Annotated in this window: 17 protein-coding genes; 5 read left to right on the top strand and 12 right to left on the bottom strand. The window is 69.5% G+C overall.

The genetic code is table 11. The annotated features are described in order from the left end of the window. Positions 1-12: 12 nt before the first annotated feature. Both GLO27_RS12295 and GLO27_RS12290 read left to right on the top strand, forming a co-directional pair. On the top strand, positions 13-1,329 hold the full coding sequence (locus tag GLO27_RS12295) for an MFS transporter (protein WP_029267926.1): 1,317 nt from the start codon (positions 13-15) through the stop codon (positions 1,327-1,329). Positions 1,330-1,375: 46 nt separating this feature from the next. Continuing rightward, positions 1,376-2,176: an alpha/beta hydrolase gene (locus GLO27_RS12290; protein ID WP_292776891.1), complete on the top strand. Its 801-nt coding sequence runs from the start codon at positions 1,376-1,378 to the stop codon at positions 2,174-2,176. Between the two features lie 56 nt (positions 2,177-2,232). Here GLO27_RS12290 and msrA read toward each other — a convergent pair whose 3' ends face one another. The 11 genes from msrA to GLO27_RS12235 form a co-directional block, all read right to left on the bottom strand. Further along, positions 2,233-2,781, bottom strand: a complete 549-nt coding sequence (msrA, locus tag GLO27_RS12285) for a peptide-methionine (S)-S-oxide reductase MsrA (protein WP_029260687.1) — start codon at positions 2,779-2,781, stop codon at positions 2,233-2,235. Then, positions 2,778-3,272, bottom strand: coding sequence for a peptide-methionine (R)-S-oxide reductase MsrB (gene msrB / locus GLO27_RS12280; protein ID WP_167255128.1), 495 nt, complete (start codon positions 3,270-3,272; stop codon positions 2,778-2,780). Before msrB ends, msrA begins: the two co-directional genes overlap by 4 nt. Positions 3,273-3,413: 141 nt before the next feature. Then, complete coding sequence (locus tag GLO27_RS12275; protein WP_167255126.1) at positions 3,414-6,353, bottom strand: exo-alpha-sialidase; 2,940 nt, start codon at positions 6,351-6,353, stop codon at positions 3,414-3,416. Positions 6,354-6,536: 183 nt separating this feature from the next. After that, positions 6,537-7,457 carry a DUF4862 family protein gene (locus GLO27_RS12270; RefSeq protein ID WP_167255124.1) on the bottom strand — a complete coding sequence of 307 codons (921 nt, stop codon included), beginning with the start codon at positions 7,455-7,457 and terminating at the stop codon, positions 6,537-6,539. Beyond that, the gene (locus GLO27_RS12265; RefSeq protein ID WP_167255122.1) at positions 7,454-8,140 is read right to left on the bottom strand and encodes an N-acetylmannosamine-6-phosphate 2-epimerase; all 687 of its coding nucleotides are present in this window, start codon (positions 8,138-8,140) and stop codon (positions 7,454-7,456) included. Before GLO27_RS12265 ends, GLO27_RS12270 begins: the two co-directional genes overlap by 4 nt. Further along, positions 8,137-9,072 (bottom strand): ROK family protein, encoded by a 936-nt coding sequence (locus GLO27_RS12260; protein WP_167255120.1) that lies wholly within the window; start codon positions 9,070-9,072, stop codon positions 8,137-8,139. Before GLO27_RS12260 ends, GLO27_RS12265 begins: the two co-directional genes overlap by 4 nt. Next, a complete protein-coding gene (locus tag GLO27_RS12255) occupies positions 9,072-10,019 on the bottom strand; it encodes a dihydrodipicolinate synthase family protein (protein WP_167255118.1) in 948 nt (315 codons plus the stop codon). Before GLO27_RS12255 ends, GLO27_RS12260 begins: the two co-directional genes overlap by 1 nt. Before the next feature lie 16 nt (positions 10,020-10,035). Continuing rightward, entirely contained in the window at positions 10,036-10,836 is an 801-nt protein-coding gene (locus GLO27_RS12250) for an ATP-binding cassette domain-containing protein (protein WP_167255116.1), read from the bottom strand. Continuing rightward, positions 10,833-12,884: a dipeptide/oligopeptide/nickel ABC transporter permease/ATP-binding protein gene (locus GLO27_RS12245; RefSeq protein WP_167255114.1), complete on the bottom strand. Its 2,052-nt coding sequence runs from the start codon at positions 12,882-12,884 to the stop codon at positions 10,833-10,835. The genes GLO27_RS12250 and GLO27_RS12245 overlap by 4 nt, the downstream gene beginning before the upstream one ends. A 1-nt stretch (position 12,885) precedes the next feature. Next, complete coding sequence (locus GLO27_RS12240) at positions 12,886-13,842, bottom strand: ABC transporter permease (RefSeq protein WP_029260694.1); 957 nt, start codon at positions 13,840-13,842, stop codon at positions 12,886-12,888. 72 nt (positions 13,843-13,914) lie between these two features. Then, positions 13,915-15,513 (bottom strand): ABC transporter substrate-binding protein, encoded by a 1,599-nt coding sequence (locus tag GLO27_RS12235; RefSeq protein ID WP_021199490.1) that lies wholly within the window; start codon positions 15,511-15,513, stop codon positions 13,915-13,917. Between the two features lie 129 nt (positions 15,514-15,642). Between GLO27_RS12235 and GLO27_RS12230 the strand changes: the two genes are divergently transcribed. Next, positions 15,643-16,368 carry a FadR/GntR family transcriptional regulator gene (locus GLO27_RS12230; RefSeq protein WP_029260695.1) on the top strand — a complete coding sequence of 242 codons (726 nt, stop codon included), beginning with the start codon at positions 15,643-15,645 and terminating at the stop codon, positions 16,366-16,368. A 95-nt stretch (positions 16,369-16,463) separates the two neighbouring features. Then, positions 16,464-17,381, top strand: a complete 918-nt coding sequence (locus GLO27_RS12225; RefSeq protein ID WP_167255111.1) for a DUF808 domain-containing protein — start codon at positions 16,464-16,466, stop codon at positions 17,379-17,381. Positions 17,382-17,435: 54 nt separating this feature from the next. Here the strand turns inward: GLO27_RS12225 and GLO27_RS12220 are convergent, their stop codons facing one another. Further along, entirely contained in the window at positions 17,436-18,785 is a 1,350-nt protein-coding gene (locus GLO27_RS12220; protein ID WP_243844832.1) for a DUF222 domain-containing protein, read from the bottom strand. An 83-nt stretch (positions 18,786-18,868) separates the two neighbouring features. Between GLO27_RS12220 and GLO27_RS12215 the strand changes: the two genes are divergently transcribed. After that, the gene (locus GLO27_RS12215; protein WP_167255109.1) at positions 18,869-20,068 is read left to right on the top strand and encodes a hypothetical protein; all 1,200 of its coding nucleotides are present in this window, start codon (positions 18,869-18,871) and stop codon (positions 20,066-20,068) included. Positions 20,069-20,071 lie beyond the last annotated feature (3 nt).

Genomic DNA, 20,071 nt, shown 5'->3' with positions numbered 1-20,071 from the left:
ACCACGACGACGATGTCTGGAACGCCCGCAACCCCCGAGAGCACCGTCCCCGAGAGCACCGTCCCGATCACGGAGACGACGTTCATCCGCACCGCCGCCGGCAACGACGACCCGCCCCCGCCCCTCAAGGGGATCCGGCGCCTGCTCGGCTGGATCATCCCCGCCAACCTCGGCATCTTCCTGATCTGGGGCGCGGTCCCCGGCATCCTCCTCCCCCAGCAGGTCACGGTCGCGCTCGGCGAGGAGAACAAGGTCGCCAACCTCGCGATCATCGCGACGATCGGTGCGTTCGCGGCGATGATCGCGCAGCCGATCGCCGGGCAGATCTCCGACCGGACGCGTTCCCGCTTCGGCCGGCGTGCACCGTGGATGATCGTCGGCGTCCTCGCCGGAGGCCTGGCCCTGGTCGGCCTCGCCTTTGCGGACTCCCTGGTCGGCATCGCCATCGCGTGGACTCTGGTGCAGATCGCGTACAACTTCGCCCAGGGCCCGCTCTCCGCCGTGATGCCCGACCGCGTGCCCCTCAAGCGCCGGGGAACCTTCGCCGCCCTCTCCGGCATCGGCCTCATGGTCGGCTCGCTCGGCGGTCAGATCGTCGGCTCCCTGTTCTTCAACAGCATCGCCGCGGGCTACGTGGTCTTCGCGGTCTTCGCCCTCGTCGTCATCACACTGTTCGTCGTGTTCAATCCGGACTACTCGAGCGAACGGATCACGCCCGAGCCGTTCGACCTCAGCGCGTTCCTGCGCACCTTCTGGGTCAGCCCGATCAAGCACCCCGACTTCTTCTGGGCGTTCCTCGGCCGCCTGCTGCTGTTCACGGGCTACTTCTCCGTGACCGGATATCAGCTCTACATCATGACCGACTATCTGCACATCGAGAAGCCCGAGACGGTCATCCCGCTGGTCGGGCTCCTCAGCCTCGCCGGCATCCTGATCTCCACGATCATCTCCGGTCCGCTCTCCGACAGGGTCGGGCGACGCAAGCCGTTCGTGTTCGCCTCGTCGGTGGTCACCGGTCTTGCACTGCTGCTGCCGTGGATCTCGCCGACGATCGAGGCGTGGATGATCATGTCGTTCATCGCCGGGCTCGGGTTCGGCATGTTCCAGGCCGTCGACACCGCACTGATGAGCGAGGTGCTCCCCTCGGCGCAGTCGTTCGCGAAAGACCTCGGGGTCGTGAACATCGCGGCCACCCTGCCCCAGACGCTGGCCCCCGGAGTCTCGGGTCTGATCGTGATCGCATTCGGCTTCGCCGGGCTCTTCCCCGTGGGCATAGTCCTGTCGGTGCTCGGCGCGTTCGCGGTGTGGCCGATCAGGTCGACGCGCTGATCCCGCACCTGACGCCGCCGTCCAGGAACAGGGCCAAGATGGAGAGGTGGCCGTCCCTCTCTCCGACCTGACCAGCATGCCCGAACCCCAGCAGGTGTACGCCGCCGACGGCACACGACTGGCGACCTACACCTGGGGCGAGTTCGACGCCCCCGTCGTGGTGATCGTGCACGGCTTCGCGTCGAGCGCGCGCGACAACTGGGTGCTCACCGGATGGGTACGCGAGCTGACGCGCGCGGGTTATCGCGTGCTGGCACTGGATCAGCGCGGCCACGGCCTCAGCGAGAAGCCGCATGACCCCGACGGTTACCGGATCCGCGCACTCGTGACCGATGTCGAGACCGTGATGGACACGTACCTCGTCGACGACGCCCTCTACGTCGGCTACTCGCTCGGCGCACGCGTGGGCTGGGAGGTCGTTCGCGAGCTGCCGCACCGCATCGGGCGTGCGGTGCTGGGAGGGGTGCCGGACGGCATCCCCCTGGCGCGACTCGATCTCGAACAGGTCCGGAAGTACATCGCCGACGGCACCCCGGTGGCCGATCGGACCACGCAGAACTACATCGCGCTGACCGAACGGGTCCCGGGAAACGATCTGCAGGCACTCGTCGCGCTCGCGGAGGGCATGCGGGCGTCGGGCATGATCGACCCCGATCCCTCGGATGCGCCGACGCGGCCGATCCTCTTCGCCACCGGCTCGAAGGACGCGATCATCGAGGGTTCGCGGGCGCTGGCCGCAGCCGCCCCCGACGGACGGTTCTTCGAGATCCCGAACCGGAACCACTTCAACGCCCCGGGCTCGCGCGACTTCAAGGACGCGGCCGTGGCGTTCCTCGCCGAGGCGTAGCCCGCTCACGAGGAATGGCCCGGTCGGATACGACCGGGCCATTCTCGGGTTCCGCGTCAGACGGTGGCGGCGGCCTCGTCGCGCTTCGGCAGCACCCAACCCGCACGCGGGAAGTGGCACGTGTAGCCGTTCGGGTACTTGATCAGGTAGTCCTGGTGCTCTTCCTCGGCCTGCCAGAACGGCCCTGCCGGCTCGATCGTGGTGACGGCCTTCGCCGGCCACAGGCCCGAAGCGTCGACATCGGCGATGGTGTCGCGCGCGATCGCCTCCTGCTCGGGGGTGAGCGGGAAGATCGCCGAGCGGTAGCTCGAACCGATGTCGTTGCCCTGACGGTTCAGCGTCGACGGGTCGTGGATCTGGAAGAAGAACGCCAGGATGTCGCGGTAGGTCGTCTTCGTCGGGTCGAACACGATCTCCACGGCCTCGGCATGGCCGGGGTGGTTGCGGTAGGTCGCGTGCTCGTTCGAGCCGCCGGTGTAGCCGACCCGGGTGTCGAGCACACCGGGCTGGCGGCGGATCAGGTCTTCCATCCCCCAGAAACAGCCGCCGGCGAGAACGGCCGTCTCGGTCCCGGGCGTGCGGGTGATGGTTCCGGTGTCGGTCATGACTGCTCCTCGGTGGTGTCGGAAGGTGCGGGGGTGTTGGTGGTGGGGCGTGCGAAGAGGGCGCTGTAGCGACCGTACCCCTCTTCCTCCAGGCTTTCGGCCGGGATGAAGCGGAGAGCCGCCGAGTTCATGCAGTAGCGCAGGCCGCCCTCGGCGCGCGGGCCGTCGTCGAACACATGACCGAGGTGGCTGTCGGCGACGGCCGAGCGCGCCTCGGTGCGCTTCATCCACAGCGAGCGGTCGGTGCGCGTGGTCACGGCATCCGCGTCGATGGGCTTCGTGAAGCTCGGCCATCCGGTGCCGCTGTCGAACTTGTCGGTCGACGAGAACAGAGGCTCGCCCGAGACGACGTCGACGTAGATGCCGTCGTCGTGGTTGTCCCAGTACGCGTTGCGGAAGGGCGGCTCGGTCGCGTCCTGCTGGGTCACCCGATACTGCAGAGGGGTGAGGCCGCTGACGGCCTCGGGGGTCGTGCCGTAGTCGTTCGACATGATCTGACTCCTTGTCCGACGTCGCTGGCTGCGCCGTCATAGAGGAGAACCGACGAGCGGCCCGTTTTGGTCCCGCGGCCCTGAGAACGGGCTGTGAGTTTCTGCGGGCCGCTCGTCGGCGGGACAGAAGACGACGAGGGGTCAGCGGACCTTCTGCCAGGGGCCGCCGGTCGCCGCGGCATCGGGCTGCTGGTTGCGCGTCCACCACTTCGCCTCGAAGCGCGTGCCGGCATGTACGACGACGTCTCCTGCGGTGAAGACGCGGGTGGGCGTCCACACGACTGCCCCGTCGATGTCCGTCGCGAACTCCTGCCACGGACCCACGGGGTCGCCGGGGCGCTGGTCACGCGTCCACCACGACGCCTGCCACAGCCGCCCGTCGAGCGACACGAGCTCGCCGCCGGCATAGACGGTCTGCGCGCTCCACCCCGCAGCGGTGGGCAGGGACAGCGTCGCAGGCTCGACGGAGTCCGACACCGAGCGGACTCCGTTGACCCCCGTCACCTCGAAGGATGCCGCGGCGATCGAGCCCCGCGCGACGTCTTCTGTCGTGAGCCGGACGACGATCGCCTCGAGGGGTACCGCCTCACCGGGGACGAGCGAGCCGACATCCGCTCCGGCAGCGGTCACGGCATCGAGCACGACGTTGCCCGTGTTCTCGACGGTGCGCGTCCAGGTCACGGTGTCGGAGGCATCCGCCACGCCGTTCCCGTTCTCGTCGGCCCAGTCTCCGACCGTCGCACCGGACAACGCGGGGGTGCGCGCGATCACGTCGATCTCGCCGCCCGCCACCGTCACGCGCTTCGTGGTCTGCCCTGCCGCCTCGACGGTCCAGGTGGTGTCGGCCACGAAGAAGCCACGGTCGATTTCGGCCTGGGTCACGGTGTGGCGCGCCGACCCGCAGTCGTACCCCGCACCGACCGCGAGATCCCGGTAGCGGCAGTTGCCGGCCGCCGGCGGGAGGAAGGGCGAGAAGTCACCGGTCGCGGGAACGACGGTGACCACCATCGGGCTGCGGTTGTCGACCCGGAACGTATACGGCACCTGCGTGCCCACCGCGTACGGGTTCGCCGCCAGGTCGCGCCCGGCATCCGCCCGCGCGCCCGTGATCGTGGCCGCGAGCACGCCGTCGCGCAGCACCACGGGGGCAGCCGCGTGGGTCACGGTGACCGCGGGTGCCGAGCCGTCGACGGGAGCCACGGTGAACGCGAACTCCGGCGTGTACCAGCCACGATCGATGTCGGCCTGTGTGAGCGTGCGCCGTGGGGTGCTGCAGTTGTAGGCGTCGTAGGCCGCCAGGTTCAGCCACCGGCAGGCGGTGGGGGCGAAGCCGGTGGTGAAGGTGTTCGCCGCCGGGGTCACGATCGTGTTGCCGCCCGCCGTGCTCACGACCCGCACCTGGAAGCTCAGCTGCTCCCCCACGGTGTACGGATTCGTCACGACGTTTCGCAGGGCCGAGGTGTTCGTCGCGGTGAGCGTCGCTCCGAGCACCGACGACTGCGGCAGGGCGAGCGTCGCGGTGGTCTGGCTGAGGCGTCCGTCGGCGGCGGTGAAGGCGGCCTGGAGACGCTGCTCACCAGAGACGCCCTGCGGGGCGGTGACCTGCACATTCACGGTGGCGCTCGCTCCCGGTGCGAGGCCGGTGATCTGCGCGGTGGTCGCGGTCCATCCGGCGGCGGTGTGGAAGGTCACGGCGCCGCTGAGCGCGGCCGCCTCCTGATTCGTGATCGTGACCGGGACCGTGGTGGCGACTCCGGCGGTCAGAGCGGTCTTCGGCACCGACAGTGGCGCACACGCCGCGTTCAGCCACGCGTCGTCGAACGAGGAGAACTGCATCGTGTTCGTGTAGCCCGCCTCCCACAGCACCCCCACCCTGCCGTCATCGATCGCCGTCGCGCTGGAGTAGGCGAAGGTCCCCGTCTCGAGCGTGCGCAGACCGGGCCAGGTCTCGCCGTCGTCGCAGGAGAGGCGCACCGCTCCGTTCACACGGTTGCTGTTCGCCCCGTTGGCGGCATTCGTGAAGATCAGCTTCTTCGCGTCGGCGCTGCCCGCGGCGGCGTCCGGATGCAGGCGGGTGATCGAGGCGTTGTTCGTGGGGTCGGGCAGCTCGGCGTCGCGGGTGACCGGACCATAGCTGTGACCGCCGTCGGTCGAGATCGCGACCTTGCGAAGACGCCCGTCGGAGCTGTCTCGCGAGTTGAGCATGACGCGTCCGTCGGAGAGCTCGACGACCTTGTTCTCGTCCATGCCGGTGCCGACGTATTCGCCACGCTGCCAGGTGTCGCCGCCGTCGTCGGAATACACCGAGTACGCCTGGATCGCGGTGGATCCGTCGGCCTGACGCACGGTGCCAGCGTACTGCTGGATGAGCCGCCCGGCATGCGCGCCGTAGCGCAGCTGGATCCCCTCGCCCGAAGTGGCGAACGTGCCCTTCACATCGCCCGCGACGGGCGTGTAGACGCCCCCGCTGGTCGTGCCGTTGGAGGTCTTGGCGACGTCGGTGATGAGCCGCGGCGCACTCCAGGTCGCGCCGCCATCGTCGGAATGGATCACGGCCGCTCCCAGAACCTGCCGGTTCGCGTCGTCGTCGCCGTAGGCACTCCCCTGGAACCCCTGGTCCTGGGAGCGCACGAAGAACGCGAAGACCCGACCGCTCTGCCGGTCGACGACGTAGCTCGGGTCGGAGTAGCCGTACTGGCCGCTCCCGGTCTTCCCCACGGCGATGATCTGCAGCGGACCCCAGGTACGACCGTTGTCCGTCGAGCGGCGCTGGATGATCGAGTTGGGGTTGGGGGCGTCAGCGGCGCTTCCCGGCCGGGCATCCCACGCCGAGAGGACCACGCCGTCGCCGAGGTGGGTGAGCGCGGGGATCCGGTAGAAGTAGTTCGAAGCCGTGCGGTCGGCGCCGATGTTCAGTTCGAGGTAGTCGCCGGGATCGGCGTTCGGATCGGTCAGATACCCGGGCGCCGGGGCCGCCGAGGCAGCGGCGGCGGGGAGGCTGAGCGCGAGGACCAGCGCTCCGATCGTGCGGCATCGCAGCAGGCGGCGGCTCCGGGAAGGGGGCGAGGGAGGAACGTGCATGGACAGACCTTTCTGTTCGTGCGGAAATATGACGTCTGATGTCAGATTTCAAGTCACTCTAGCGAGGGGTCTCCCCACGGACAAGGCCGGATCTCGTCGTCCCGCGAGCGGCGTTCGACTCCCCGGGCTCACTCGGCGAGCCGTCGACGACACCGCGCCGACGGCTGCCGCCGTTCCCTCCGGTCAGCCTGCGGCGCGCACCACCTCGAGGTTCCGCGCGACCGTGCGCAAGGCATCCGCCGCGGTGGTGTCGTCGGGGCGGCGGGCCGTCTTCAACCCCAGCCACTCGACGTCGCCCGCAGCGGCGAGCGCTGCGGCGACGTGCGCGTCGTCGAGGAGCGAAGCGGATTCCGGGTGGGTCGAGGCGATCGGCAGGTGCGCATCGCTCCACGGGTGGCCATACGGACTCTGCACCGGAGCGGCCCCTGAGAACGCCAGGCCGACGAGGAGGCCGGACGCCGCCGCCGCCGCGATCTGCGCGGTGACGGCATCCGCATCGCGCAGCTCGATCGCGGAACGCCCCCAATTGAGCCACACTCCGATCGGCAGTCCCGACGAGCGGATCGCGGCGATCTCGGCGTCCAAGGGCAGGAAACCCTTCTCAGGGACCCGGCCGGGCACGAACGCATCGCAGTGTTCGATGACCAGGCGCGCGCCGGACCAGTCGAGCGCGGCGACCTCCCCCAGCGAGCGCACGAGCGGCTCCATGGCGGCCGTCGCTCGCGGCGCGGAGTGCACCGTCACCACCGCGACGGATGCGGCGCTCTCGCCGTCGATGCGCGCGACGTCGGCGGCGACCCTCCGAAGATCGGCGACCGCCGCCGCGCGCCCCTCCTCATCGGCCGAGGCGAGGCCATACCCGGGGTGTGCCCCGACGCGTCCCATGACAAACGGGATCGGAGTGACGGCGAGCGGCACGGCCGGCACGTTCGCGAGGAACCAGGCGTCATCGTGCGGATGCAGGCGCCCCATCCACGGCACCTCGAGCCCGGCGATCCCGGGAAGCGCGCACAATGCGGGCAGCAGCGCGCCTTCGAGCACCGCATCCCAGTGCGCGTGGGCGGGAGAGGCCGGGTAGGCGCTGACGAGGATGGGCGCGGTCATGCGCGTGCGCCCGCGATGGCATCGGCGAACCAGGTGGTGATCGTGGACGGATGCGTGATGGCGGTGCCGACGCACACCGAGAACGCCCCGGCGGCGATCGCGGCCGCGGCGTGCTCGGGTGTGTGGACGCGCCCCTCGGCGACGATCGGGCGGCGGCAACGGGCGGCGATCAGCGCGATGAGCTCCAGGTCGGGCCCGGTGGTCTTCGGGCGCTCTCCGGTGTATCCCGACAGGGTGGTGCCGAGGATATCGGCGCCGGCGGCCTCGGCGGCGATCGCGTCGTCGAGGGAGCCGCAGTCGGCCATGATCAGCGCGTCGGTGTGCGCGCGAAGGCCCGCGATCGTCTCCGCGAGCGTCAGCCCGTCCGGGCGGGGGCGCCGCGTCCCGTCGACCGCGACGATGTCGGCGCCCGCGTCGGCCACGGCCTGAGCGTGCCGGAGCGTCGGAGTGATGAAGACCTCGGCGTCGCCGTCCTTCCACAGCCCCACGATCGGAACAGGGAGGTGTGCCGTCGCGCGGATGTCATCGAGCCCCTGCACGCGGATTCCGGCTGCTCCTCCGGCCAGGGCGGACGCCGCGACCTGCGCCATCGTGCGGGGGTCGCGCATGGCCTCACCCGGGTAGGCCTGGCACGAGACGATCAGTCCACCCCGCAGTCGTTCGAGGGTGTCGGTGAATCTCATGGTCGCCTCCAGGCGGATGCCGCGGCTCCGCGCAGCGGTGCGTCGTCGCCGAGCGTGCCCGGCAGGATGGGGGTGTTCTGCAGCGCATCGATCGCCTCGGCGTGGAAGGCGGCGCGCATCGGAAGCCACCAGGACTCACCGATGTTCGGCACGCCCCCGGTGACCACGATGCGCTCCGGGTCGAGAAGCGTCGCCGCCCCCGCGAGGGCCCGACCCACCGCCGCGGCCGACTCGTCGAGGGCCCGGCGGGCGATGGGGTCCGCGGCCGCAGCTGCCATCGCGACCCCCCGCGCATCGATGATGCCGGGATCGCCTCCGAGAGACCGGAAGTGCCGATGCATCCCGATGCCGGAGCCGATGGCCTCGAGGTGCCCGAAGCGCCCGCAGGGGCAGCGCAGGTGTGCGGCTCCCGGCACGGGCAGGTGCGCGATCTCCCCCGCGACGTGATGCGCACCCCGCACGGCCCTGTCGTCGAGCACGACTCCTGCACCGACACCGGTGCCGACCGCGACGACGAGCGCACTCGCCGCCCCGGCCGCGGCACCGTGTCGATGCTCTCCTGCCGCGTGCGCGTCGACGTCGTTCTGCACGGCGACGGGAGCGTCGGGGAGCAGATGCGCGCCGAGTCCCGAGCGCACGAGTGCGGCCAGCGGTGTACCCGGCCAGTCCGCGAACGTATCCGTGGCGGAAACGATCGTCCCGGTTCCGGCATCCACGACCCCGGCCGTGCCGATGCCGACGCCCGAAAGGCGCAGCCCGCTGCCGGCGAGGAGACGTCCGGCGAGCGCGACGACGGTGGCGACGACCGCCACCGGCCCCTGGGCCGCCGGCGTCGCGGCCACCTCGGTCCGCAGCAGTGCATCGTCGCGGTCGGCGAGGGCCGCGGCCGTCTTGGTGCCGCCGATGTCGACGGCGAGGACGACCTCGCCCATCAGCCGACGGCGACCGGGAGCAGATGCAGCTCGTCGAGGATGTCGCGGATGCGGGCGACCGCGTCGACGTCGAGCGCCTGCACGGTGTTCGCCATCGTGGCGTGATCGATGATGCCACGGGCGTGCATGGCCGCCTTGAACGCGCCGACACCGGTCGCATCGCCCGAGAGGCCCTTCGGCTGGAACACGATGTCGAACAGGCGGTTGATGCGCTCCTGCTCGGCCCGAGCCGTCTCCCAGTCGCCGCTCTTCGCGGCCTCCCACAGTCGCACGTACCCCGCGGCCTCCACGTTCGCGAGCCCGGGAACCACGCCGTCGGCACCGGCGAGGGCCATGGCGTCGACGACGACCTCATGTCCGGTGAGCAGCTGCAGCGGACCCCCTGCGGCATCGTTCGCCGCGATCAGGCGCCGGAACGAGACGTCGTCACCCGAGGAATCCTTCACGCCGTGGATGACCCCTTCGGTGCCCAGCTGCACGAGCAGGTCGATGCCGAGCTTGGAGTGCACGCGCACCGGCACGTCGTAGGCCCACAGCGGGGTGTCGATGGCCGCCGCGATGGTGCGGAAGTGGTCGGCGACCTCGGCTGCCGAGTTCAGTGTGTACAGCGGAGCCGTCGTGACGATCGCCTGGGCGCCGGCATCGATCAGACGGCGGGCGGTCTCGATGATGCGCGGCGCCGTGAGCTCGATCGCGCCGGCGATGACCGGCACCCGACCGGCGTTCGCGGCGACGATCGTGCGGAGCAGCTCGACGCGCTGGTCGTCGGTGAAGTACGCGGTCTCGCCGGTGGAGCCGAGCGCGAACAGTCCTGACACCCCCTCGGCGACCAGACGGTCGACGAGGCGGGAGAGGGAGACGTGATCGATCGATCCGTCCTCGAGCAGCGGGGTGGCGACGGGCGGGACGACGCCCGCGAAGACGGGGGCGGGAGAGGCAGCAGACATGTGTGTTCCGGTCGTTTCAGTGGTGGGGTTCGAGCAGCGAGGGCGCAGCGCCCAGCAGCGTTCTGGTGTACTCGTCGGAGGGCGCGTCGAACACGCGGGCCGCATCGCCGAATTCGACGACGCGCCCCTTGTTCATCACGGCGATCTCGTCGGAGAGATAGCGGACGGTCTGGATGTCGTGGGAGATGAACACCATCCCGAGGCCGAGTTGATCCTTCAGATCGGTCAGCAGATTGAGGATCTGGGCACGCACCGAGACGTCGAGCGCCGAGGTGGGCTCGTCGGCGACGATCACCTGCGGGTCGAGCACGAGCGCCCGGGCGATCGCCACACGCTGGCGCTGGCCCCCCGAGAGCTGGCTGGGCAGGGCGTCCAGGGCCGATGCCGGCAGTCCGACGAGACCGATCAGGTCGCGCACCTTTCGACTCCGGGTCGACGGGCTGCCGAGGCGGTGCACCTGCATCGGGTCGAGCAGCGCATCGCGCACCGTCATCCGCGCGTTCAGGGCGGTCGCCGGATCCTGGAACACCACGGAGAGGATGCGGCCGAGTCGTCTGCGCACGGCGGGCGTGAACGATCGCACCGGCTCTCCCCCGAACACGACCTGCCCGCTCGTGGGCTTCTCGAGGCCGATGAGCACCTTGGCCGAGGTCGACTTGCCCGACCCCGACTCGCCGACGATGCCGAGCGTCTGCCCGCGCTTCACGGTGAGCGAGACCCCCGCAAGCGCATCCACGTACTGCGGCCGGAAGAGCGAGGAGGCACGGGTCTTGTAGCGGACGTGCACGTCCCTGAGCTCGATGACGGGTTCGCTCATCGTCCTGCTCCGATCGGCTCGACGGGCGCATCGTCGGGATGCGCGGAGTAGTAGTGCTCGGTTCCTGCGATGTGCCGCCGCACCGGGGCGACGCCCGCGTACCGGGCGGGGTCGCTGGAGCGCGGCGCGAAGCGGTCGCCCGTCGGGAAGTCTCGCGGCGACGGCACGACGCCCGAGACCTGATGAAGACGATCGGAACCGGCCTCGATCGAGAGCACCGCGCCGAGGAGCCCCTGCGTGTACTCGTGCACCGGCTGGGTCAGCACCTCTCTGGTCGTGCCCTGCTCGACGACCTGGCCCGCGTACATCACCGTGATCCTGTGCGTGAGCTCGGCGACGAGCGCGAGGTCGTGCGAGACGAACAGGAGCGCGAATCCGAGCTCCTTCTGCAACCGCATGAGCAGGTCGACGACCTGCGCCTGCACCGTGACGTCGAGGGCCGTGGTCGGCTCATCGGCGATCACCAGTCGCGGGTTCCGGGTGAGCGCCATGGCGATGAGCACGCGCTGCCGTTGGCCTCCCGAGAGCTCGTGCGGGTACGAGGCGAGGGTGCGGTCGGGGTCGAGACCCACGAGCTCCAGCAGCTCCCTGGCGGTGCGGGTGCCGCCGCGCGACGTGAGCTGCTTCATCTGCGAGCGGATGAGCATCGCCGGGTTGAGGGAGCTCAGCGCGTCCTGGTAGACCATCGCGATGTCGTGGCCGCGCAGCGCGTTGCGCTCCTTGGGTGCCATCTGCAGCAGGTCCTCGCCGTCGAACAGGATGCGCCCGCGGATGTCGGCTTTCGGATCGAGCAGGCCCATGATCGCGAGCGAGGTGATCGACTTGCCGCAGCCCGACTCCCCCACCAGCGACATCGTCTCGCCGGGGCGTACCGTGAAGCTGACGTGGTCGACCACGTCCACGTCGCCATGACGGGGGAACGAGATGCACAGATCCTGCACGTCGAGCAGAGGCTTCTCCTCCGCCGTGTACACCAGGCGGTCGGTGCGCGAGAGCTCGCGCTGACGGAGCTCGGCCAGTCGCTCGGCGAGAGGGACGTCCTCTGCGCGCGGCACCAGGGTGTCGGGCACCCCGCTCGGAACGGAGAGGTTCACCGCCGTGTCGACGGTGGGGATCACGTGGGTGTCGTCGGGGATCGCTGCGACCTCGAGCTCGTGCGTGGACTCCTCGGTGCCCGCGGCATCCGCGGTGATCTTGCGTGCCCGCGGCGACACCATCGCATCGGTCATCCCCTCCGAGAGGATGTTGAGGCACAGCACCGTGAGCATGATGAGGATGCCGGGGAAGAAGGTCGCCCACCACGCGCCGCTCATCAGCAGATTGCGGCCGGCGGCGATCACGTTACCCCACGACGGCTCGGGGTCGGGAACCCCGGCCTGCAGGAACGACAGCGAAGCCTCGAACACGATCGCGTCGGCGACGAGCACGGTCGCGAACACCAGCACGGGGGCCATGGCGTTGCGCGCCACGTGGCGGACGATGATGCGCGGGGTGCCCGCGCCCATCACGCGCACGGCCGAGACGTAGTCCTCGCCGTACTGGTCGAGGATGTTGGCGCGGACGATGCGGGTGAGCTGCGGCACATAGAGGAACGCGATCGTGAGCACGAGCACGGGGAGCGACTTGCCGAACACCGCCACGAAGACGGCGGCGAGCGCGATGCCGGGGAACGACATCACGACGTCCATGACGCGCATGAGCGTCTCGGAGATCCACCTCGGGGCCGTGGCGGCGATCGTCCCGAGCACGCAGGCAGCCAGCAGCGCGACGAGTGTCGCGCCGATGCCGATCACGAGCGAGTAGCGGGCACCGAAGACGAGACGGGAGAAGATGTCGCGGCCCTGACGGTCGGTGCCGAACCAGTGCTCCGCGCTCGGCGGCTGCACCGGAGTCCCGGACGCCAGCGGGTCGAAGGGCGCGATGAGCGGTGCGAAGATCGCCGCCAGCCCGATGATCGCCAGCACGGCGATGCAGATGATCGATCCAAGGGACAGCCGGCCCCAGCGGAGACCGGGAACGGAGAGACGTTTCGTGAGTTTGCGTCGCATGTCACACCGCCCGGATTCGAGGATTGATGAGCACGTACAGGAGGTCGACGATGATGTTGATCACGACGAAGGCGAGCGCCACGGCGAGCGTCACACCCTGCACGAGGTTGGGTTCGTTGTTGGTGACGCCGTTGAGGATGAGCGTTCCCATTCCCGGGATGGCGAAGATGATCTCGATCACGACCGCACCGCCGAGCAGGTAGCCGATGCGGAGTCCGAGCACGGTGACCGGGGTGATCAGGGCGTTGCGCAGCACATTGCGACCGACGACGATCACTCGCGGGATGCCGGCGCCCAGGGCGGTGCGCACGTAGTCGCGGTCGAGCTCCTCGACCATCGAGGTGCGCACGACGCGGGAGAGCTGACCGATCACCGGCACGGCGAGCGCGATGGCGGGGAGGGTCATGCGGGCGAGCCATCCGGAGGGGTCGCTCCAGAAATCCGGGAGCGGCCCGGAGGCCGGCAGCAGGTTCAGCCCCAGGGTGAAGACCTGGATGAGCAGGATGGCGAGCCAGAACGACGGCGTGGAGAGCGCCGCGACGCCGAACACGCGGATCACCTGATCGGGCCAGCGGTCGCGGTAGACGGCGGCGAGGACGCCGATCACGAAGGCGACGATCACCGCGATGAGGAGCCCGAGGAAGGTGAGGGCCAAGGTCACCGGGAAGGCGCGGGCGACCTCGTCGATCACCGGGAGACTGCGTGCGGAGTAGGTGCCGAGGTCGCCCTGCACGAGTCCGAGCAGGAAGTTCACGTAGCGGACGAACAGCGGGAGGTCGAGGCCGTGGTCCTCGCGGTACGCCTCGAGGGCTTCGGGCGACGCCGTCTCGCCGAGCGCGGTGCGCGCCGGGTCTACGGGGGAGAACGACATCACGAAGAACACGAGGAACGTGATGCCGAGGATCATCAGCGGCAGCTGCAGCAGTCGCCGGCCGATGAGGCGGAGCGTGTGGGACACGTGCCGCTCCTTCCGGGGGTATGGGAGAGACAGGGGGCGCACTCGTCGGGTGAGCGCGCCCCCTGGTGCGGGCTACTTCGCCGCCACGCCGACGTCGAGGAACGACAGTCCGGTGGTGGGGACGGGCTGGAATCCGACCAGCTCCTGGCTGCTCCATGCGGTCGGCAGCTTGCGGTGGAACAGCGGGTAGAGCACGGCCTGGTCGGAGAGCAGGTCGTAGGCCTCGTCCCAGGTCTTCTGCTGCTCCTCGCCCTCCTGCTGGACGGCGGTGTCGAGGAGCGTGCGCAGCTGGGCGTACTCGGGAGAGTCGGCCCAGTTGGTGCGGGTCTGAGTCCAGACGTTCTCGCCGTACCACCAGTTCATGAGCAGGTCGGGGTCGACGCCGAAGACCGAGGGGTCGCCGGGGGCCACGGCCACCGTGTAGTCGCCGGAGTCGACCTTCTCGTACATCGACGCGGACTGCCCGATGTCGAGCGTCGTGTCGATGCCGATCGCGTCGAGGGACTCCTTGATCAGCGGGGCGACCTCCTTGACCCATCCGGTGTCGGTGGTGAGCAGGGTGATGGACAGGTCGGAGACGCCCGCGTCGGCGAGCAGTTCCTTCGCCTTCTCGGGGTCGTAGGTGTAGACCGTGGAGGCCTCGTGGTAGTTCGGGTAGGTCTCGGGCAGGAACGAGGTCGCGGGCGTGGCGTTGCCGAGCATGCCGGTGCCGATGATCTTGTCCATGTCGAGGGCGTAGTGCAGGGCCTGGCGCACGCGGACGTCGTCGAACGGCGCCGCCTTGGTGTTGAACATCATGAACAGCAGGCCGAACGACTGCACGCTGTCGACGTCGGCCGAGGAGGCGAGCGCGTCGACGTCGATGTACGGCACGTCCTCGATCGCCTGCACGGTGCCCGTGGACATCGCGGTGACGCGAGCGGAGGCGTCGGAGAGCAGGTTCCAGTTCATGCCGGCGGCGAGCGCGGGGCGCGGCCCGTTGTAGTCGTCGTAGCGCTCGAAGACGAGCTTGTCCTCGGGAACGGCCGACACCAGCGAGTACGGGCCGGAACCGACGGGGTTGGTGGCGAAGCCCTCGGGGTCGGCTTCGACGACCGACTTCGGGACGATCTTGACGACACCGAGGCGGTCGTTGATCAGCGAGAACGGGTAGTCGGTGGTGATCCGCACGGTGTCGTCGTCGACCGCGGTGACGGTGTCGATGAAGTCGACGAACGACAGGAAGAGCGAGTTGTTGTTCGGGTCGAGCACGCGGTCGTAGCTGAAGACCACGTCGTCGGCGGTGACCGGATCGCCGTTCTGGAAGGTGGCGCCTTCGCGGAGGTCGATCTCGTAGGTCGTGTCGTCGATCTTCGTCGGGAGGTCGGCGGCGAGGGCGGGGGCAGATTTCTGGGTGACGGGGTCGAGGTCGACCAGCCCCTCGAAGATGTGCCAGTTCGCCGAGACCGTGACGGCGCCCGACGCGACCATCGGGTCGAAGCTGCCGTTCAGCGTGTACGAGATGCCCGCTTCGATGATGCCGTCGGGGTCGATCTCGCTCGCGGCTGCGCTCTCGTCGGGAGTGCTGGTGGTGCCCGCGCCGCAGCCGGCGAGGGCGACGGACGCGGCGACTGTGCCGGCGACCGCCATCGCGAATCGACCCGCGCGGCGGCGGGTGATGTGTCGGTTCATGTGTGCTCCAGGGTGGTGGGGGGAACATCTTGAGGACATCTGATGTCTGATGTACTCTAAACACAGGTTCGATCAGATCACAAGAGTGAGATGATCGGAGCGTTTCTGCCAGGCACGAGAGGGAGCCCCATGAAGTCCACCACGAGTAGGGCGTCACGCATGCGGCGCTCGACCACGGCGGATCAGATCAAGCAGCTCATCCTGACCCGGGGGCTCACGCCGGGCGACCCGCTGCCGACCGAGGCGGAGCTCTGCGAGGAGCTCGACGTCTCGCGATCCTCCGTGCGCGAGGCGATCCGCACGCTCTCGACCCTCGACATCGTCGATGTGCGTCACGGCCACGGCACGTATGTCGGACCGATGTCGCTGGACCCGATGGTCGAAGCCCTCGTGTTCCGCGGGGTGCTGTCGCCGGAGGGATCCCTGCAGGCGCTGCGGGAGGTCGTCGAAGTGCGCCTGGCGCTGGATCTGTCGATGGCCGAACGCGTGGTGGCCGCCGCTCAGGACGACCCCGACCCCGAGCTCGACGCCCTGGTGGCCGACATGGTCGCCAAGGCCGAGCGCGGGGAGCACTTCCTCGACGAGGACCGCGCGTTCCACACCCGCCTCTTCGGCGCGATCGGCAACCGCCTGGTCGGTCAGCTGGTCGGCGCCTTCTGGGATGTGCACACGGCCGTGCTCCCCCAGCTGGGCATCCCTCAGCCCGACGACATCCACAAGACGGCGAAGGCGCACGGCGACATGCTCGACGCCGCACGTTCGGGTGATGTCGAACGCTATCGGCAGGCCGTCATCGAGCACTATCAGCCGCTGCAGCGTGTGCTCGCGAGCGCGGCGGAGGAATCCCAGGGCTGAGGTCGCCGGCCGGATCCCTCCTCCGACTCGACAGCCGTGCCCCTCCGACTCGATAGAGTTGCCTCCGCACTGCACACCACGAGGGGGATCCGCCCATGTCCGTTGGACTTCTGGCCGTCGTCGACGACATCCTGAGCGCAGCGATGAAGGCGTCGGCCAAGGCGGCCGGCGTCGTGATCGACGACGCCGCGGTGACTCCGCAGTACGTGCAGGGCCTCACGCCCGCGAGGGAGCTGCCCGTCGTCGGCAAGATCGCCCTCGGGTCGCTGGCGAACAAGTTCGTGATCATCATCCCGGCGGCGCTGCTGCTGACCGCGTTCGCGCCGTGGGTGCTGCCGTATCTGCTGATCCTGGGCGGGGCGTACCTGTGCTTCGAGGGCGCCGAGAAGGTGCTCGAGTGGTTCGGCGTGCAGCACGGTCACGCCGACGAGGGTGCGCGTGATGAGAGGAAGCTCGTGCTCGGCGCGGTGCGCACCGACCTGATCCTCTCGACCGAGATCATGCTCATCTCGCTCGCGAGCCTCGAGAAGGGGCTCGACGTCTGGGCGACGCTGGCGATCCTCGCTGTGATCGCCCTCCTCATGACGGGTGTCGTCTACGGCGCTGTCGCACTGCTGGTGAAGATCGACGACATCGGCCTGAAGATGGCGAAGAACCCGGTGCAGCGTGTGCGCCACACCGGCACCAGGATCGTGCGCTCGATGCCCGCGGTGTTCCGCTTCATCAGCATCCTCGGCACGGTCGCGATGCTCTGGGTCGGCGGCCATCTCGTGCTGGTGAACCTCGGCGAGGTGGGGTGGCATTTCCCGGTCGACGTGCTGCACGCCGTCGAGGAAGCGCTCCATGGCCTCGGTCCGGTCGTTGTCTGGATCGTGGACACCATCATCTCCGCGATCGCCGGTCTCATCCTGGGGCTGCTCGTCGTCGGGATCGTGCTCGGCATCGCCCGCCTGTTCGGCAAGACCCCCAGCTTCCACGAGGGCGAGGCATCCCCCGCCGACGTGCACGTCTGAACATCGAGACACGACTGTCCGCACAGGCCAGAACACGAATCCACGCCGGCGCACTCACGCCGCGATGTCGTACCGGGCTCGGCCGCCGAGCCTCGGCCTGCGCTCGGGGTCGACGTGCAGCGGCGGAATGAGCCACACCCGCGCCGCGAACCCCCGTCCCTCGATCCTGATCTCCCAGTCGTTGTCGTGGATGCGATGATGGCAGCTCTCGCAGAGCAGCACTCCGTTGTCGAGATCGGTCGGTCCGGCATCCCGCTGCCACCAGCGCAGGTGATGCGCCCTGGTGAGTTGCGGGGGCAGCCCGCACATCACGCAACCGCCGTCGCGTTCTACGAGCGCGAGTCTCTGGGCGGGGGTGAACAGCCGCTTCTCACGCCCCCAGTCGAGGATCTCGCCCTCACCGCCGAGCACGACGGGGATGATGCCCCCACCCGCCGCCATCCGACGACATGAGGCGATGCTGACCGGCCCATCGAGGCCGTCGACCGTCGCGAATCCGGTGCCGGCGGTCAGGTCGTCGAGCCCCACGCGGACGACGACGGTCGCACCGAATACCGGAAGCCCGCCGTTGTCGCATCCGCTCGCATGCGCGCAGATCTCGACGAGCGCATCGGCCTGGATCATCGCGACCGTACGACGGTCGGCATCGGGCGCTTCGGGGTCGAGCACGTGCGCCCGCGCCTGGAACGTGGCGGTTACGTATGCCTGGATCGCCGCCTTCACGGGAGTGCCGGACGCGATGTCGGTCTGCAGGGTCAGGTGCAGCGACCCGTCGCGCTCGAACATCGTCAGCGAGCGCCGCGACCGGGCCTCACCTTCGCGCGGAGCCACGCCGTCGGGGTCGAGCCAGGCCTCGGCGTGCACGACGAGCTTGCGCACGTCATCGAGCGACAGCCCTGCCGCACGTTCGACGAGCAGTCGCTCGGCATCGACGATCCGCTCGATCCCGGCCTTCACACGCGCCCGGTCGAGCAGGGCAACGATCAGCGCCACGGCCGCCGCACTGAGCTCGCCGGCACCGATCGCCCGCTGCACCTCGGGGTACCGCGGGGGCAGCTTCTCGCCGATGAGGTTCGCCCGCGGCGCGGTCGCCTCCCCCACCTTCACGAGCCGCACCGCATCGCCCGTCGATCCGCCGGTCGTGGCGGCGATCATGGTCGCCGAGTTGCGGAATCCCTGCTGCTTCGCGAGACCCGCAGACCCCAGTTCCGGACGCGATTCCCGCGCGATGCCCGCCGCGATCTCGGCATGGATGCCGTCGAGCCGACGCTGTACCAGTCCCATCGCCCGGTGCGCATCGAGCAGCTGCGCGCGGCTCAGATCGGCCGCGTTCGTCGCATCGCCCCACGCGTCTTCGAGGTACGTCATCGCCTCGAGGAGCGGGTTCAGATGCGGGTTCGCCATACCTCCATCTTAGAAGATATGTTCGAATCTCAGGAAAGCCTGTGGATAACTCCGCGCCTCGTCATTGCCGTAGTCTCATCGCCATGTCCGCGTCCCCGAAGCTGCGCAGCACGAAGCGCGATGCCGACCGCTGGTTCCGTGAACAGGGCCTTCCGACGTTCGTTCCGCTGCGCCGCTGGTTCACCGACCTCCCCCGCCGTGTCGCGCCACTGATCGCGTGGGTCGCGGTGGCCGCGTACCTCTTCCAGGACGGGCTCGAGGTCGTCTTCGACTTCGCCCTCGACGACGACTCCACGGAGTGGGAGATCCTGCTCGTCCTCTTCGCCGTCGTGATCTTCCTGCTCGCGATCGGGCTCGCGTGGGCCGCCTACTACCTCGTGCGCACCCTGCTGCGTCGCCTCCCGGTGGGCATCGGCACCGCGGTCGCGCTCGTCCTGATCGCCTCGTGCCTCGCCTTCACGATCGCCTACGGCTACATCGCCCAGCCCGACGCGACCGTCGGGCCGGTCCTCCGCACGATCCTGGTGCTCGGCCTCTGCATCCTGGTGACCGGCATGGGCGGTGGCGCGATGATCTCCTGGGCCTCCCGCCTCGCGGTGCGCAACGCCTCGGCGATCGGCCACATGGCATCGATCGCCCTCCCGGTGATCCTCATGCTCGTCGTGTTCTCGTTCTTCTCTGCCGAGGTCTGGCAGATGGCGTCCGCCCTCTCCTGGGGATCCATCGCCCTGCTCGGCCTGGTCGTCGCAGTGCTCGCGGGGATCGTCGTGCTGCGGGTCAGCGCCTCCGAGATCGACGATGACGCTCAGGCGCCGAGCGCCGAACAGCGCGCCACCCTGCTCATCGGCACGCCCGCCGAAGGCCGCCCCGCCACCCCCGGCACTCCGGGACGGCTGCGCGCACCGCAGCGCATCAACATCCTGCTCGCGATGACCGTGGCGCAGCTGGTGCAGGCCCTGTTCTTCGCCGGGCTCCTCGCGGCGCTGCTGATCGTGATCGGAGGCATCGCCGTCCCCACGGGCGTCGTCGGCATCTGGCTCGGACCCGGCAGCACCGCACAGCCCCTCGCGGTGCAGCCGCTGGAGTTCTTCGGGGCGAAGCTGCCGCTCACGGTCAACCTGCTCAAGGCGGCCACCCTGCTCTCGGTGATCGCCGCCCTCCCCTTCGTGTTCTCCGCCGTGAGCGAGGCCCGCTACCGGGAGCGCTTCTTCGACCCGATCATGGCCGACATGCGGCGTGCGATCCTCGTGCGCGAAGCCGTGAGCACGACGACTGCGCGCTGAGCT

The organism is Microbacterium sp. Be9, assembly GCF_011754135.1.
GTDB lineage: Bacteria > Actinomycetota > Actinomycetes > Actinomycetales > Microbacteriaceae > Microbacterium > Microbacterium maritypicum_A.
The sequence above is the reverse complement of the archived record's forward strand: the minus strand, read 5'-3'. Positions and strand labels throughout refer to the sequence as shown.